General features: G+C 71.5%; 10 protein-coding genes and 2 pseudogenes. 10 read left to right on the plus strand and 2 right to left on the minus strand.

Going from position 1 to position 13,586, the window contains the following annotated elements; translation table 11 throughout:
• Positions 1-73: 73 nt before the first annotated feature.
• A complete protein-coding gene (locus UW392_RS65140) occupies positions 74-1,936 on the minus strand; it encodes an ABC transporter substrate-binding protein (protein WP_320784922.1) in 1,863 nt (620 codons plus the stop codon).
• A gap of 435 nt (positions 1,937-2,371) precedes the next feature.
• Between UW392_RS65140 and UW392_RS65145 the strand changes: the two genes are divergently transcribed.
• Genes UW392_RS65145 through UW392_RS65165 form a run of 5 tightly spaced genes read left to right on the plus strand, consistent with a single transcriptional unit; the run spans position 2,372 to position 8,085 of the window.
• Positions 2,372-4,003 carry an ABC transporter substrate-binding protein gene (locus UW392_RS65145; protein ID WP_320784923.1) on the plus strand — a complete coding sequence of 544 codons (1,632 nt, stop codon included), beginning with the start codon at positions 2,372-2,374 and terminating at the stop codon, positions 4,001-4,003.
• A 6-nt stretch (positions 4,004-4,009) separates the two neighbouring features.
• On the plus strand, positions 4,010-4,933 hold the full coding sequence (locus UW392_RS65150; RefSeq protein WP_320784924.1) for an ABC transporter permease: 924 nt from the start codon (positions 4,010-4,012) through the stop codon (positions 4,931-4,933).
• Positions 4,926-6,008, plus strand: a complete 1,083-nt coding sequence (locus UW392_RS65155) for an ABC transporter permease (protein ID WP_414497831.1) — start codon at positions 4,926-4,928, stop codon at positions 6,006-6,008. The genes UW392_RS65150 and UW392_RS65155 overlap by 8 nt, the downstream gene beginning before the upstream one ends.
• A 45-nt stretch (positions 6,009-6,053) precedes the next feature.
• Positions 6,054-7,028 carry an ABC transporter ATP-binding protein gene (locus tag UW392_RS65160; RefSeq protein ID WP_320784931.1) on the plus strand — a complete coding sequence of 325 codons (975 nt, stop codon included), beginning with the start codon at positions 6,054-6,056 and terminating at the stop codon, positions 7,026-7,028.
• Positions 7,021-8,085 carry a dipeptide ABC transporter ATP-binding protein gene (locus tag UW392_RS65165; protein WP_320784925.1) on the plus strand — a complete coding sequence of 355 codons (1,065 nt, stop codon included), beginning with the start codon at positions 7,021-7,023 and terminating at the stop codon, positions 8,083-8,085. Before UW392_RS65160 ends, UW392_RS65165 begins: the two co-directional genes overlap by 8 nt.
• 124 nt (positions 8,086-8,209) lie before the next feature.
• Here UW392_RS65165 and UW392_RS65170 read toward each other — a convergent pair whose 3' ends face one another.
• Positions 8,210-10,339 (minus strand): S9 family peptidase, encoded by a 2,130-nt coding sequence (locus UW392_RS65170; protein ID WP_320784926.1) that lies wholly within the window; start codon positions 10,337-10,339, stop codon positions 8,210-8,212.
• 174 nt (positions 10,340-10,513) lie between these two features.
• Here UW392_RS65170 and UW392_RS65175 point away from each other — a divergent pair, with 174 nt between their 5' ends.
• The 5 genes and pseudogenes from UW392_RS65175 to UW392_RS65195 all read left to right on the plus strand — a co-directional run.
• Complete coding sequence (locus tag UW392_RS65175; RefSeq protein WP_320784927.1) at positions 10,514-10,708, plus strand: DUF2304 family protein; 195 nt, start codon at positions 10,514-10,516, stop codon at positions 10,706-10,708.
• 340 nt (positions 10,709-11,048) lie between these two features.
• Positions 11,049-11,261: pseudogene (locus UW392_RS65180) on the plus strand (Uma2 family endonuclease); the annotation flags it as partial.
• Positions 11,262-11,456: 195 nt separating this feature from the next.
• The gene (gene mshB / locus UW392_RS65185; protein ID WP_320784928.1) at positions 11,457-12,458 is read left to right on the plus strand and encodes an N-acetyl-1-D-myo-inositol-2-amino-2-deoxy-alpha-D-glucopyranoside deacetylase; all 1,002 of its coding nucleotides are present in this window, start codon (positions 11,457-11,459) and stop codon (positions 12,456-12,458) included.
• A gap of 127 nt (positions 12,459-12,585) precedes the next feature.
• Complete coding sequence (locus UW392_RS65190; RefSeq protein ID WP_414497834.1) at positions 12,586-12,966, plus strand: DUF6113 family protein; 381 nt, start codon at positions 12,586-12,588, stop codon at positions 12,964-12,966.
• A gap of 195 nt (positions 12,967-13,161) precedes the next feature.
• A pseudogene (locus tag UW392_RS65195) lies at positions 13,162-13,586 on the plus strand (hypothetical protein); the annotation flags it as partial.

The following is a 13,586-nucleotide window of genomic DNA, read 5'->3' on the forward strand; positions in this document are numbered from 1 at the left end:
CGGCCGCCCGTCGCCGCTCGTGACGTGGACGGTTCGGCACGGACGGCCGGGACACTGCTGGTCTGTTCATCGGCTACTCGCGGTCCTCTGCGGTGGCGCGGCGGCGCATGGTCAGGAAACCGGCGACGCCCGCGAGGACCACGACACCCACGACGACACCGGTGACGACGCCCGCCGAGCCGGGACTGTCGGAGGAGTCACCGGCGGCCGCCGGGACGGCCGACCACCAGCTCCAGTAGCCGTCCTGCCCGTAGATGTTGCCCGCGTCCTCGGGCATCGTCGTGATCGACGCGATCCGGTCGGTGCGGTAGGCCTCCACGGCGTTCGGGTAGGCCATGACGTTCATGTACCCCAGGTCGTACAGGCGCGACACCGCCTGCTTGACAAGGGCGGCCCGCTTGGCCGGGTCGTACTCGGCGAGCTGGCGGGCGTACAGGTCGTCGTACCGCTTGTCGCAGATGAAGTTGTCGGTGGCGCCGATGTCGTTCGGCGTGGCGGGCCGGGCGGCGCAGGTGTGTATCGACAGCACGAAGTCCGGGTCGGGGTTGACGGACCAGCCGTCGAAGGCGAGGTCGTAGTCGCCCGCCAGCCATGGATCGGACACGTTGTCCAGGCAGTCGAGCCGCATGCCGATGCCGAGCTCGCCCCACCACTCCTCCAGGTACTGGCCGAGCGCCTTCTCCTCGGGCCGGTCGGCGTGGCACAGGAGGCGGTAGGTGATCGGCTTCCCGTCCTCGCCGACCCGCCTCCCCTCGCCGTTCTTCCGGTAGCCGGCCTCGTCGAGCAGCCGGTTCGCCTCCGCCGGGTCGTGGGTGAGCTCCTGGTCCGGTGACGGCTTCCAGTAGTACGTGGAGAAGCGCGGCGGGATGTATCCCTCGCCCTCGACCGCATGGCCCTGGTAGACCCGGTCGACGAGGGTCTTCCGATCGATCCCCAGGAACAGTGCCTGCCGCACCCGCTGGTCGAGCAGCGACTCGTGCCCGTCACCGAAGCGCTCGCCGTTCCTCGCCCGGGCGCCCGGGTTGACGGCGAGGGCGAGGAAGCGGCGGCCGGGCGCGTCGTTGACCTTGACGTCCTCCTGGCCCTGGAGCGCTTCCGCCTGGGCGGGCGTCAGGTTGCCGACGAAGTCCACCTCGCCCTTCTGCAGGGCCGCGACGGCCGCGTCCCCGTCCTTGTAGTACTTGAAGACCAGTTCGTCGAAGTTCGGGGCCCCGCGCCAGAACTTGTCGTTGGCCTCCAGCCGCACATAGCTGTCGGGCTTGTAGTCGGTGAGGACGAAGGGTCCGTTGCCGACGACGGGGAAGTCCTTGTCGTTGTTGAACTTCGAGAAGTCGCCGACCTTCTCCCAGACGTGCTTGGGCACGATCGGCACGTCCAGGGCGGTCATCGTGGCCTGCGGCTTCTCCAGCTCGATGACGAGCTCGGTGGGGCTCGGGGCGGTCACCCTACGGAAGTTGCCGACGTAGCTGCCGAGCGCGGTGGCCGCCTTCTCGTCCGACATCATCTTGCCGAACGTCCAGGCCACGTCCTCGGCGGTGACCTTGCGGCCGTCCGACCAGGTGGCGTCGGAGCGGATCGTGTAGGTCCAGGTGAGCTTGTCGGCGGACGGCGTCCACTCGGTGGCCAGTCCCGGGACCGCACGGGCGTCCTTCGCGTCGTAGGCGGTCAGGTACTCGTACATCAGCCGGTGGATGCTCGTGCTGACCAGGCGGGTCGCCAGGAAGGGGCTCAGCGAGTCGACGCTCTGCGCGACCGCGACCGTGAGCACCTTCTTCCCGTCGTCCGCCCGGGCCTGCGCGGGCGCCGGGTCGAGCGGGGTCGCGAGGGCGGCGGTGAGGGCCAGGGCGGCGACGCCGGCGGCGATGAGCCGCGGCGCCCCGGGCCGTGGGACCCGCGGGCGGAAGCGGCCTCTGCCGTGCTGTTCCCGGTTCCTCATAGGTCGACACCTCGCGTCGTCACTCGCACACATGTGGCTGGTTGTGGTACTGGTCGGCGCTGTTCCGGACAGGGACGTCACCTGGGCTGCTGAGTGTCTACCAGCGTCTCTTCGCGCGCGTCAACGGCGCACCACATCCCATCTGGCCTGGCAAAACAACGGGGTTGGGGGTACGGCCTGATCAGCGGTCCAGACCGGTGAAGCGTTCCTGGCGGGGGACTGACGGCGGCCGGGAGGCGGCCGGTTGCGAGGTGCCGCCGTCGGCGGGCCCGCCCCCGTGGGTGCCGCTCATCGGGAGCTCAGGCCCCGGACGGCGGGCGGAAGCCCTCGGACGGGTGAGGTGAATGTGTACTTTGTCCGCTATCCAGGGAGAGTGGCCGGTGACGGACCAGCGTTCCGGCGCTGGCGCACAGCGCACTCACGAGGAGGCACCCCATGCGTGGACCCACGCACGCCCCATGGGCCGTGTGCGCGGCGGCGGTGGCGCTCATGGTGGCGGGAGCGACGGGCTGTGGGGGCGGCGGCGGGCCCGACGGCGCCGTGCTCAGCTCCTCCTGGGGCGACCCGCAGAACCCGCTGGAGCCCGCCAACACCAACGAGGTGCAGGGCGGCAAGGTCCTCTCCATGATCTTCCGGGGGCTCAAGCAGTACGACCCCGAGACGGGCAAGGCCGAGGACGTGCTCGCGGAGAAGATCGAGACCTCCGACTCACGGACCTTCCGCGTCACCGTCCGGGACGGCTGGAGCTTCAGCAACGGCGAGGAGGTCACCGCCCGGTCCTTCGTGGACGCCTGGAACTATGGCGCGAGCCTGAGGAACAACCAGAAGAACGCCTACTTCTTCGAGTACATCGAGGGCTACGACAAGACCCACCCGGCGGAGGGCGAGCAGAGCGCCGACACCCTGTCCGGGCTGGAGCTGGTCGACGACCACACCTTCACGGTCCGGCTCACCCAGAAGTTCTCCACCTTCCCGGACACCCTCGGCTACGCCGCCTTCTCCCCGCTGCCCCGGGCCTTCTTCGACGACCACGACGCCTGGCTGGACAAGCCGGTCGGCAACGGCCCCTACTACGTGGAGTCGTACACCAAGGGCGCGCAGCTCACCCTGCGCACGTGGGAGGGGTACCCCGGCGCGGACAAGGCGCGGAACGACGGGGTCGACCTCAGGGTCTACACCGACAACAACACCGCCTACACCGACCTGCTCTCCGGCAACCTCGACCTGGTCGACGACGTCCCCGCCACCCAGCTCAAGAACGTGGGCACCGACCTCCAGGGCCGGTACATCAACACCCCGGCCGGCATCATCCAGACGCTCGCCTTCCCCTTCTACGACGAGGACTGGGGGAAGGAGGGCATGGAGAAGGTCCGCGAGGGGCTGTCGCGGGCCATCGACCGGGAGCAGATCACCGAGACGATCTTCCGCAGGACCCGCACGCCCGCCACCGACTGGACCTCACCCGTCCTCGGCGAGGAGGGCGGCTTCCAGGACGGCCTGTGCGGAGACGCCTGCGAGTACGACCCGGAGGCGGCGAAGAAGCTGGTCGAGGAGGGCGGCGGGCTGCCCGGCGGCCGGGTGCGGATCACGTACAACGCGGACACCGGCTCCCACCGCGAGTGGGTCGACGCCGTCTGCAACTCCATCAACAACGCCCTCGGCGACGACCGGGCCTGCGTCGGCAACCCGGTCGGCACCTTCGCCGACTTCCGCAACCAGATCGGCGGGCAGAAGATGACCGGGCCGTTCCGGGCCGGCTGGCAGATGGACTACCCGCTCATCCAGAACTTCCTGCAGCCGCTCTACTACACCGACGCCTCCTCCAACGACGGCAAGTGGTCGAACGCGACGTTCGACCGGCACGTCGACGAGGCCAACGCCGAGTCCGACACCCGCGCGGCGATCCGGAGGTTCCAGCAGGCCGAGGAGGTCCTCCGGGACGAGATGGCCGCCATCCCGCTCTGGTACCAGAACGGCAGCGCGGGCTACTCGGAGCGGCTGTCGGACGTGGCACTCAACCCGTTCAGCGTCCCCGTCTACGACCGGATCAAGGTGAAGGTGAGCTGAGTCCCCATGGGCCGGTACGTTCTCAGGCGCCTGCTCCAGATGGTCCCCGTCTTCATCGGTGCCACCCTGCTGATCTTCCTGATGGTGAACGTGATGGGCGACCCCGTCGCCGGCCTGTGCGGCGAACGGGCGTGCGACCCCGCCACCGCCGCCCGGCTGAAGCACGACTTCGGCCTCGACCAGCCGGTGTGGCAGCAGTACCTGACGTACATGGGCAACGTCTTCACCGGCGACTTCGGGACCGCGTTCAACGGCCAGGAGGTCACCGAGCTGATGGGCACCGCCTTTCCGGTGACCATCCGGCTGACGGTCGTCGCGATCCTCTTCGAGATCGTCATCGGCATCGTCCTGGGCGTCGTCACCGGGCTGCGCCGCGGCCGGCCCGTCGACACGGGCGTCCTGCTGGTCACCCTCGTCGTCATCTCGGTCCCGACCTTCGTCACCGGCCTGCTGCTCCAGCTGCTGCTCGGCGTCGAGTGGGGGTGGATCAAGCCGTCCGTGTCCTGGCAGGCCGGCCTCGGCGAGCTGATCGTGCCCGGCCTCGTACTGGCGTCCGTCTCCCTCGCCTACGTCACCCGGCTCACCCGTACCTCGATCGCCGAGAACTCCCGCGCCGACTACGTGCGCACCGCCGTCGCCAAGGGCCTGCCCCGCCACCGGGTGATCACCCGGCACCTGCTGCGCAACTCCCTCATCCCCGTGGTCACCTTCATCGGCACGGACATCGGCGCGCTCATGGGCGGGGCCATCGTGACCGAGCGGATCTTCAACATCCATGGCGTCGGCTACCAGCTGTACCAGGGCATCCTCCGCCAGAACACCCAGACCGTCGTCGGCTTCGTGACCGTGCTGGTGCTGGTCTTCCTCGTCGCCAACCTGCTGGTCGACCTCCTGTACGCCGTACTCGACCCGAGGATCCGCTATGTCTGACCCGGAGCGGCCCGAGCCGCCGGAGCGCCCGTACGTCACCGGCGGGGACCGATCGGCCGAGGACGGTGCCGTCGCCGCGACCGGCATGGGCGGCGCCATGGACCTGGGCGCCACCGAGGCCGAGACACTGGAACCGAGGACGCCGGAACACCGGCCGGGCGGGACGGACGGACCCGGCGGGACGGACGGTACGGGCGGGGCCGGCGGGACGGACGGCGGCCGGGACGCGCGGGCCCGCTCCCTGTGGTCCGACGCCTGGCACGACCTGCGCCGCAACCCCGTCTTCATCGTCTCCGCGCTCGTCATCCTGTTCCTGGTCGTCATCTCGATCTGGCCCTCGGCGATCGCCTCCGGCAACCCCCTCCACTGCGACCTCGCCAAGGCCCAGGACGGCGCCGAGTCCGGCCATCCGTTCGGGTACAACGGGCAGGGCTGCGACGTGTACACGCGCACCGTCTACGGGGCGCGCACCTCGGTGACCGTCGGTGTCCTGGCCACCCTCGGGGTCGCGTTCCTGGGCAGTGTCCTGGGCGCGCTCGCCGGGTTCTTCGGCGGGGCGTGGGACGCGGTCCTCTCCCGGCTCACCGACGTCTTCTTCGCGATCCCCGTCGTCCTCGGCGGCCTCGTGCTGCTCTCCGTCATCACCAGCAACTCCATCTGGCCCGTCATCGGGTTCATCGTGCTGCTCGGCTGGCCGCAGCTCTCCCGCATCGCCCGCGGCTCGGTCATCACCGCGAAGCAGTACGACTACGTCCAGGCCGCCCGTGCGCTCGGTGCCTCGCCCTCCCGCATCCTGCTGCGGCACATCGCGCCCAACGCCGTCGCGCCCGTCATCGTCGTGGCCACCATCGCGCTGGGCACGTACATCGCGCTGGAGGCGACCCTGTCGTACCTGGGCGTCGGACTGAAACCGCCGAGCGTCTCCTGGGGGATCGACATCTCCGCCGCCTCCCCGTACATCCGCAACGCCCCGCACGCCCTGCTGTGGCCCTCCGGGGCGCTCGCCCTCACCGTCCTCGCGTTCATCATGCTCGGCGACGCGGTGCGCGACGCCCTCGACCCGAAGCTGAGGTGAGCCGCCGCCATGGAGCCCGAAGTGCTTCCCGACGCGCTGCCCGAAGTGCTGCTCGAAGTGCGTGACCTGCATGTGGAGTTCCGCACCCGCGAGGGCGTCGCCCACGCCGTCAACGGCGTCGACTACACCGTCGGCGAGGGGGAGACCCTGGCCGTGCTCGGCGAGTCCGGCTCGGGGAAGTCGGTGACCGCGCAGGCGGTCATGGGCATCCTCGACATGCCGCCCGGGCGGATCACCCGGGGCGAGATCCGCTTCCGCGGGCGCGACCTGCTCAAGCTCAAGGAGAAGGAGCGCCGGACCGTCCGGGGCGCCGAAATGGCGATGATCTTCCAGGACGCGCTGTCGGCGCTCAACCCCGTGCTGACCGTCGGCGACCAGCTCGGCGAGATGTTCACGGTCCACCGCGGGACCTCCCGCAAGGACGCGCGGGCCAAGGCGGTCGAGCTGATGGACCGGGTCCGCATCCCGGCCGCGGCCCAGCGCGTACGGGACTACCCGCACCAGTTCTCCGGCGGCATGCGCCAGCGCATCATGATCGCGATGGCGCTGGCCCTGGAACCCGCGCTGATCATCGCCGACGAGCCCACCACGGCCCTCGACGTCACCGTCCAGGCCCAGGTCATGGACCTGCTCGCCGAGCTCCAGCGCGAGCTCACCATGGGACTCGTCCTCATCACCCACGACCTGGGCGTCGTCGCGGACGTCGCCGACCGGATCGCGGTGATGTACGCGGGCCGCATCGTCGAGACCGCGCCCGTGCACGACATCTACAAGGCCCCCGCGCACCCGTACACCCGGGGCCTCCTGGAGTCCATCCCCCGCCTCGACCAGAAGGGCCGGGAGCTGTACGCCATCAAGGGCCTGCCGCCGAGCCTGACGGACATCCCGCGCGGCTGCGCCTTCCATCCCCGCTGCCCGATGGCCCGGGACGTGTGCCGGACCGAGGTGCCACCGCTGTACGAGGTCCCCGGCGGCCGCAGAAGCGCGTGCCACTTCTGGAGGGAGTGCCTGGATGGCTGAGCGAGGGAGTGCCGCGGCGGCCGAGCCGGTCCTGGAGGTCAGCGGGCTGGTCAAGCACTATCCACTCACCCGGGGTGTCCTCTTCCGCAAGCAGGTCGGCGCGGTCCGGGCCGTCGACGGGGTCGACCTCACGCTGGGCCGGGGCGAGACCCTCGGCATCGTCGGCGAGTCCGGCTGCGGCAAGTCCACGGTCGCCCGGCTGCTCGTCAGCCTGGAACGGCCCACCGCGGGCACGATCCGGTACCGCGGCGAGGACATCACCGGGCTGTCGGGCCGGGCGCTGAAGGCGGTGCGGCGCAACATCCAGATGGTCTTCCAGGACCCGTACACCTCCCTCAACCCCCGGATGACCGTGGGCGACATCGTCGGCGAGCCGTACGACATCCATCCCGAGGCCGCGCCCAAGGGCGACCGGCGCGGGCGGGTGCGGGAGCTGCTGGAGGTGGTCGGGCTCAACCCCGAGCACGTCAACCGCTATCCGCACCAGTTCTCCGGCGGCCAGCGGCAGCGCATCGGCATCGCGCGCGGGCTGGCGCTGCGGCCCGAGATCATCGTCGCCGACGAACCGGTCTCCGCGCTCGACGTCTCCGTGCAGGCCCAGGTGGTCAACCTGATGGAGCGGCTGCAGGGCGAGTTCGGACTCGCGTACGTCTTCATCGCGCACGACCTGTCGGTGGTGCGGCACATCTCCGACCGGGTCGGTGTGATGTACCTCGGGCGCATCGTGGAGACCGGCACCGACACCGAGATCTACGACCACCCGACGCACCCCTACACCCAGGCCCTGCTGTCCGCGGTGCCCGTGCCCGACCCGGAGGCCCGCGCGCACCGGGAGCGCATCATCCTCTCCGGCGACGTGCCCTCGCCGACGGACATCCCCTCCGGCTGCCGCTTCCGCACACGCTGCTGGAAGGCGCGGGAGCGGTGCGCGCTGGAGGTGCCGGCGCTGGCCGTGCCCGAGGCGTTCCGTGGGACCACCGGGCCCGCCGCGCACGACTCGGCCTGCCACTTCGCGGAGGAGAAGCACGTCGTGGCGGACGGCAACAGGCCGGGGTGACATGGCGCACCCCGGCCTGTTTACGGCACCCGCACGGCCGTACGTTCTACAGCATCCCGCGTCCGTATATCGGTGCTGCGACAGCCAAGTTGCCGCTGCGTAAACGAAGTTGTGCGCGTTTGTACTACTGTTTCACGGCTGTTCCCAGGGCGCGTCGCAGGAAGTCGAGCTGGAGCAGCAGCAGGTTCTCCGCGACCGCCTCCTGCGGGGTCATGTGGGTGACGCCGGACAGCGGGAGCACCTCGTGCGGGCGGCCCGCGGCGAGCAGGGCCGAGGAGAGCCGCAGCGCGTGGGCCACCACGACGTTGTCGTCCGCCAGGCCGTGGATCACCATCGTCGGCCGGGCCGGCTCGACGGCCCCCACCAGGCCCGCGTCGTCGATCAGCGAGTTGCGGGCGTACACCTCCGGCTGCTCGCCCGGGTGCCCCAGGTAGCGCTCCTGGTAGTGGGTGTCGTACAACCGCAGATCGGTGACCGGCGCGCCGATGATGCCGGCGTGGAAGACGTCCGGGCGGCGCAGCACCGCGAGCCCCGCGAGATAGCCGCCGAAGGACCAGCCGCGGATCGCCACCCGGTCGAGGTCGAGCGGGAAGTCCGCGGCCAGCGCGTGCAGGGCGTCCACCTGGTCCCGCAGCACGACCTCCGCGAGGTCGTCCTTGACCGCCTTCTCCCAGGCGGGGGAGCGGCCCGGCGTCCCCCGCCCGTCCGCGACGACCACCGCGAACCCCTGGTCCGCGAACCACTGTGACGTCAGGTGCGGGTTGTGCGCGGCGACCACCCGCTGGCCGTGCGGCCCGCCGTACGGGTCCATGAGTACGGGCAGCGGAGCGCCCCCCTCGTAGCCCCTGGGCAACAGGACAGCGCACGGTACGCGGCGTGCGCCCCCGAGGGTGAGGGTCACGCGCGGGGTCAGCCGGGGATCCTCCGCGTACGACGCCACCGTCGCCACGGTCCTGCCGTCCCGCAGCACCCGCACCCGGGTGCCCGGCGCGTCCAGGACCGCCGAGGTCAGCACCGTGACACCGCCCGCGCGGACCGCCGAGTGCACGCCGGGCTCCTGCGACACGCGCTCCATGCCCAGCTCGTTCACGCGGTAGACGTGCACCTCGCCGATCTCCGGGTCGGCCGCGGCGTCCCCGGCGGACGCCGAGACCAGCACGTCCTCGTCCGTCACGTCCAGGACGGCCCGCAGGTGGAGCGCCGCACTTGTCAGCGGACGTTCCCCCACGGCGAGCACCCGTGCGCCGCCCTCGTCGGCGATCCGCACGAGCTGCCCGGAGGGCGTCCAGACCGGCACACCGGGGAAAAGATCAAGCCAATGTGGATCTTCATCCGCGTGCACCATCCGGGTCGCCCCCGAGGCCGGGTCCACCGCCAGGTAAAGCTGGCTGCGCTGGTCCCGCGCCTGCACCAGAATCAGCGGCGCACCCGCCGCTGACCAGTGCACACGTGCCAGATACGGGTACCGCGCCCGGTCCCACGACACCTCCGCGCGCTGCCCGTCGAGCCCCACGGCGAAGAGGCGTACGTCGGCGTTGTCCGTGCCCGCGGCCGGGTACGCGATCCGGCTCGGTTCCCGGTCGGGATGCGCCGGATCGGAGATCCACCAGCGCCTCACCGGCGTGTCGTCCACCCGCGCCACCAGCAGCCGGTCCCCCTCCGGGGACCACCAGAAGCCGCGCGAACGGTGCATCGACTCCGCCGCGACGTGCTCCGCGAGCCCGTACGTGACCCCCTCCGACTCGGGCTCCAGCAGCGCCCGGTCGCCCTCGCCGTCCGCGCCGACGACGCGCAGGGCGCCCCCGGCGACGTACGCGACGAGCCGTCCGTCGGGGGAGGGCCGCGGGTCGATCACCGGCCCGGGCGCGGGCAGCCGCCGGGCCGTCCCGGCCCGCAGTTCCGCCACGAAAAGCCGCCCCGACAACGCGAAAGAGGCCAGCTCGACGGCCGCGTCGGTGGCGTAGCCGACGATGCCGGCGCCACCCTCACGGCTGCGCTCGCGGCGCGCCCGCTCCGCCGCGGACAGCTCCTCCGCGACGCCGTTCAGCAGGGCGGGCGGATCGGCGGCGACGCGTTCCCGGCCGTCCGGGAGGTCGAGCACCCAGAGCCTGCCGACCCGGTCGGTACCGGAGGCCGACCGCAGGAACACGACACGGGACCCGTCGGGCGCGACGGCGAACGAACGCGGCGCGCCGAGGGTGAATCGCTGGGTGCGCGCGTGCCGGCGGGGAAAGGAATCGGGCTCGGTCGTCATGCACCGACCATATTGGCCATGCGCCCCCTTGTGCGGCCGTGCGCCGATCGATGCGCGCGTACGGATAGTTATGATCACTATCGCTGTGTGGGTATGAACCTGCTGGCCGTAGTACGCAGTTGCGATCTTTAGCTCTGCTCCCCGTGTCCCCGGGAATTTTGGAGGTGAGCCGCCGTGGCACTCTCGATTTCGGCGGTGGTGCTGCTGGCGATCATCGTCTTCATCCTGATCAAGAAGTCAGGTTTGAAGGCACCACACGCGATCATCTGCATTCTGCTCGGCTTCTACCTCGCCGCCTCCTCGATCGCACCGACGATCACCGAACTCACGAGCAATATCGCGGGCATGATCAGCAACATCAGCTTCTGACCTGCGGGCTCGCCCCATGTCCCAGTCCGGCCGTCTGGACCGCCTTCCCGGTCCGGCGGCCCTGAAACGCCCGTGCCGAGCGTGCGCACGGGCGGCTGCCCCGCAGCGCGCGGTGCGGGCACACCGGCGATCCGCCCTCCCTCCCGGCTTCCCGTCGGGACTGAGGGCGGTCCCGAAGGCGCGCGCCGGGCACCCTGAAAGCTGCTGCTTCCCCCAACTTCGGTCGCCTGTACGGACACCGGCCGCTCCTTGCGATCTACGGGTCGCAGGCGGAGCCGGCAGGTGGACCGGCTGAACGCGCTGACCCACGCCGGTGTGCTGCGAGGCTGCGGTCACACTCCCGCTGCTGGGCATCCCCATCTACGCGATCTTCGACCCGCGCACCGGTACCGGTGCCGTCTTCACCGACATCCACTCCACCCCGGACGGCCCGCGCTACGCCACCCGCAAGGACTTCGTGTACGGCGAGGACGTCACCGTCGGTGACTGGACCGTCCCGACCGACGGCCTGCCGCGCTGTCGGGAGGATGGCGCGGAGCAGATCGAGCGCTGAGCGCGCCGACCCGTCAATGAGAGCTCGACCAGTCCGCCCATGACTCCGGGACCGTTCTCGTACGGATTGTTCCGGAGCCGTGAGTACGGGGTTGCGGTTGGGCGATACCGGACCGCGGACGCGTCAGTGATGACAAGGAGTGACGGCCGCCCGGGCCAGGGCGAAAGCGGGGCGCCCCCCTCGTAGGGTGGGCGCATGAGTGCCCCGCCCTCCTCCCCCACGCGTCGTCTGCTCCTGGTGCACGCGCACCCGGACGACGAGTCGATCAACAACGGCGCGACCATGGCCAAGTACGCGGCCGAGGGCGCCCGTGTGACGCTGGTGACCTGCACCCTCGGCGAGGAGGGCGAGGTCATCCCGCCCCACCTCGCCCACCTGGCGCCCGACCGTGACGACGCGCTCGGGCCGTACCGCGCGGGCGAGCTGGCCGCGGCCATGAAGGAGCTCGGCGTCACCGACCACCGGTTCCTCGGGGGAGCCGGGCGCTACCGCGACTCCGGGATGATGGGCACCGCGCAGAACGTCCGCCCGGGCGCCTTCTGGTCCGCGGACCTCGACGAGGCCGCGGCCCACCTCGTCGCGGTGATCCGTGAGGTCCGTCCCCAGGTCCTCGTCACCTACGACCCGGACGGCGGCTACGGCCACCCGGACCACATCCAGGCCCACCGCGTCGCCCTGCGCGCCGCCGACCTGGCGGCCGACCCGGACTTCGGCGCGGAGGCCGGCGAGCCCTGGGAGATCGCCAAGGTGTACTGGAACCGGGTGCCGCGCCCGGTGGCCGAGGCGGGCTTCGCCCGGCTGCGCGCGGACCTGGCCGAGCCCGGCCGGACGCCGTTCACCGAGGCCGCCTCCGTCGGCGACGTGCCCGGAGTCGTCGAGGACGCGGCCGTCACCACCGAGATCGACGGCACCGCCCACGCCGCCGCCAAGGCCGCCGCGATGCGGGCGCACGCCACCCAGATCACGGTCGCCGAACCGTACTTCGTGCTCTCCAACGACCTGGCGCAGCCCCTGTTCACCACCGAGTACTACGAACTGGTGCGCGGCGGACGCGAAGGAGGGGGCCGGGAGACCGACTTGTTCTCGGGCGTCGAAGCCGCCGGGGACGGGGAGGACGGCGGAGGCGACCGCGGGCGGAACGGCGGAGGAGACTTGGGGAAAAACGGGGCCGCCCCGCAGAACGGAACGGCCCTCTGATGCGTACGACACGGTATGACGGACACACGACGGCGACGGTCCGTGAGCGAAAGGCGGTCGCCCTGTGAAAGCGACGGGCGGACAGGCGGCGGGCGGACAGGGCGGCGCGCTCGCACCGCCGTTGGTGATGCCCTCGGCCGGACGGGCCGCCGCCTACCTGGGGCTGCTCCTGCTGGGTGCCGTGGTCGGTGTGGCCGGGGGCCTGGTGCAAGCGGCCTGGTTCCCGGGCGGGTTGCTGCTCGCGCTGCTGGGCGCGGCCGGGCTCTTCCTGGGCGGGACGCAGGCGACGGGCACCCGGGCGGGGGCCGTCGCGCCCGCGGCCGGGTGGATGGTCGCCGTCGTCCTGCTCACCGCCAGCCGTCCGGAGGGCGACTTCCTCTTCGGCGTGGGGCTGGGTTCGTACGTGTTCCTGCTCGGCGGTATGGCGGTCGCTGTGATGTGTGCCACGCTGGGCCCGGGGCGGCGTCCCGGCGGCACCGGTGCCGCCGGTGCCCGACTTGGGAAGTGACGTACTGCTTCGCCACGGATCACCGGTGCGGGTCCCGTGCGGGTTTCGCCAACGGCCGTGGGATAGGCGCCAGAAGTGGCCAGTATCGTGGTGCGCGCCGCCGAGCCTCCCCCGCGCTCTCGATCGCGTTCGAGGAGGGGAGACCCCGAGCTGTGAGGTCACCACGGGCGGCGGAGCCAATCGGGAGAACCTGCCTTGAGTCGTGAAACTGACACTTCGTCCTCCGGGTCCAACGGGCGCGGCAATGCCGCGTACCCGTCGGGGACGCCGCCGTACGGGACCCCCACGGCTCCCGGCGGCGCCGACGCGGGCCGTCCGGCGACGGACGCGCGGCCGGACGAGCGCAAGACCGAGACCACGCTGACGACCCGCGTGCGCATCAACATCCCCGGGTCGCGCCCCATACCGCCGGTCGTCGTCCGCAAGCCGGTCGCGGAGAGCGAGGAGGCGGCGGACGGGACGAGCACCGATCCGGAGCCCACCGGGACGGCGACCATGCCCGTGGTGGCCGACGCGGACCCCGCCGGTCCCGCCGCGCCGGCCGCGCCCGAGGGGGAGAAGGCCAGCGACTGGTTCGCGCCGCGCAAGCCCAACGCGCCCCAGGGCGCGGCGGGCGGCGG

This window comes from Streptomyces sp. CRN 30, from assembly GCF_034105845.1.

Coding starts and splice junctions, on each gene's coding strand:
- UW392_RS65140 (WP_320784922.1), bottom strand. CDS start 1,936: ATGAGGAACCGGGAACAGCACGGCAGAGGCCGCTTCCGCCCGCGGGTC.
- UW392_RS65145 (WP_320784923.1), top strand. CDS start 2,372: ATGCGTGGACCCACGCACGCCCCATGGGCCGTGTGCGCGGCGGCGGTG.
- UW392_RS65150 (WP_320784924.1), top strand. CDS start 4,010: ATGGGCCGGTACGTTCTCAGGCGCCTGCTCCAGATGGTCCCCGTCTTC.
- UW392_RS65155 (WP_414497831.1), top strand. CDS start 4,926: ATGTCTGACCCGGAGCGGCCCGAGCCGCCGGAGCGCCCGTACGTCACC.
- UW392_RS65165 (WP_320784925.1), top strand. CDS start 7,021: ATGGCTGAGCGAGGGAGTGCCGCGGCGGCCGAGCCGGTCCTGGAGGTC.
- UW392_RS65170 (WP_320784926.1), bottom strand. CDS start 10,339: ATGACGACCGAGCCCGATTCCTTTCCCCGCCGGCACGCGCGCACCCAG.
- mshB (WP_320784928.1), top strand. CDS start 11,457: ATGAGTGCCCCGCCCTCCTCCCCCACGCGTCGTCTGCTCCTGGTGCAC.
- UW392_RS65190 (WP_414497834.1), top strand. CDS start 12,586: ATGCCCTCGGCCGGACGGGCCGCCGCCTACCTGGGGCTGCTCCTGCTG.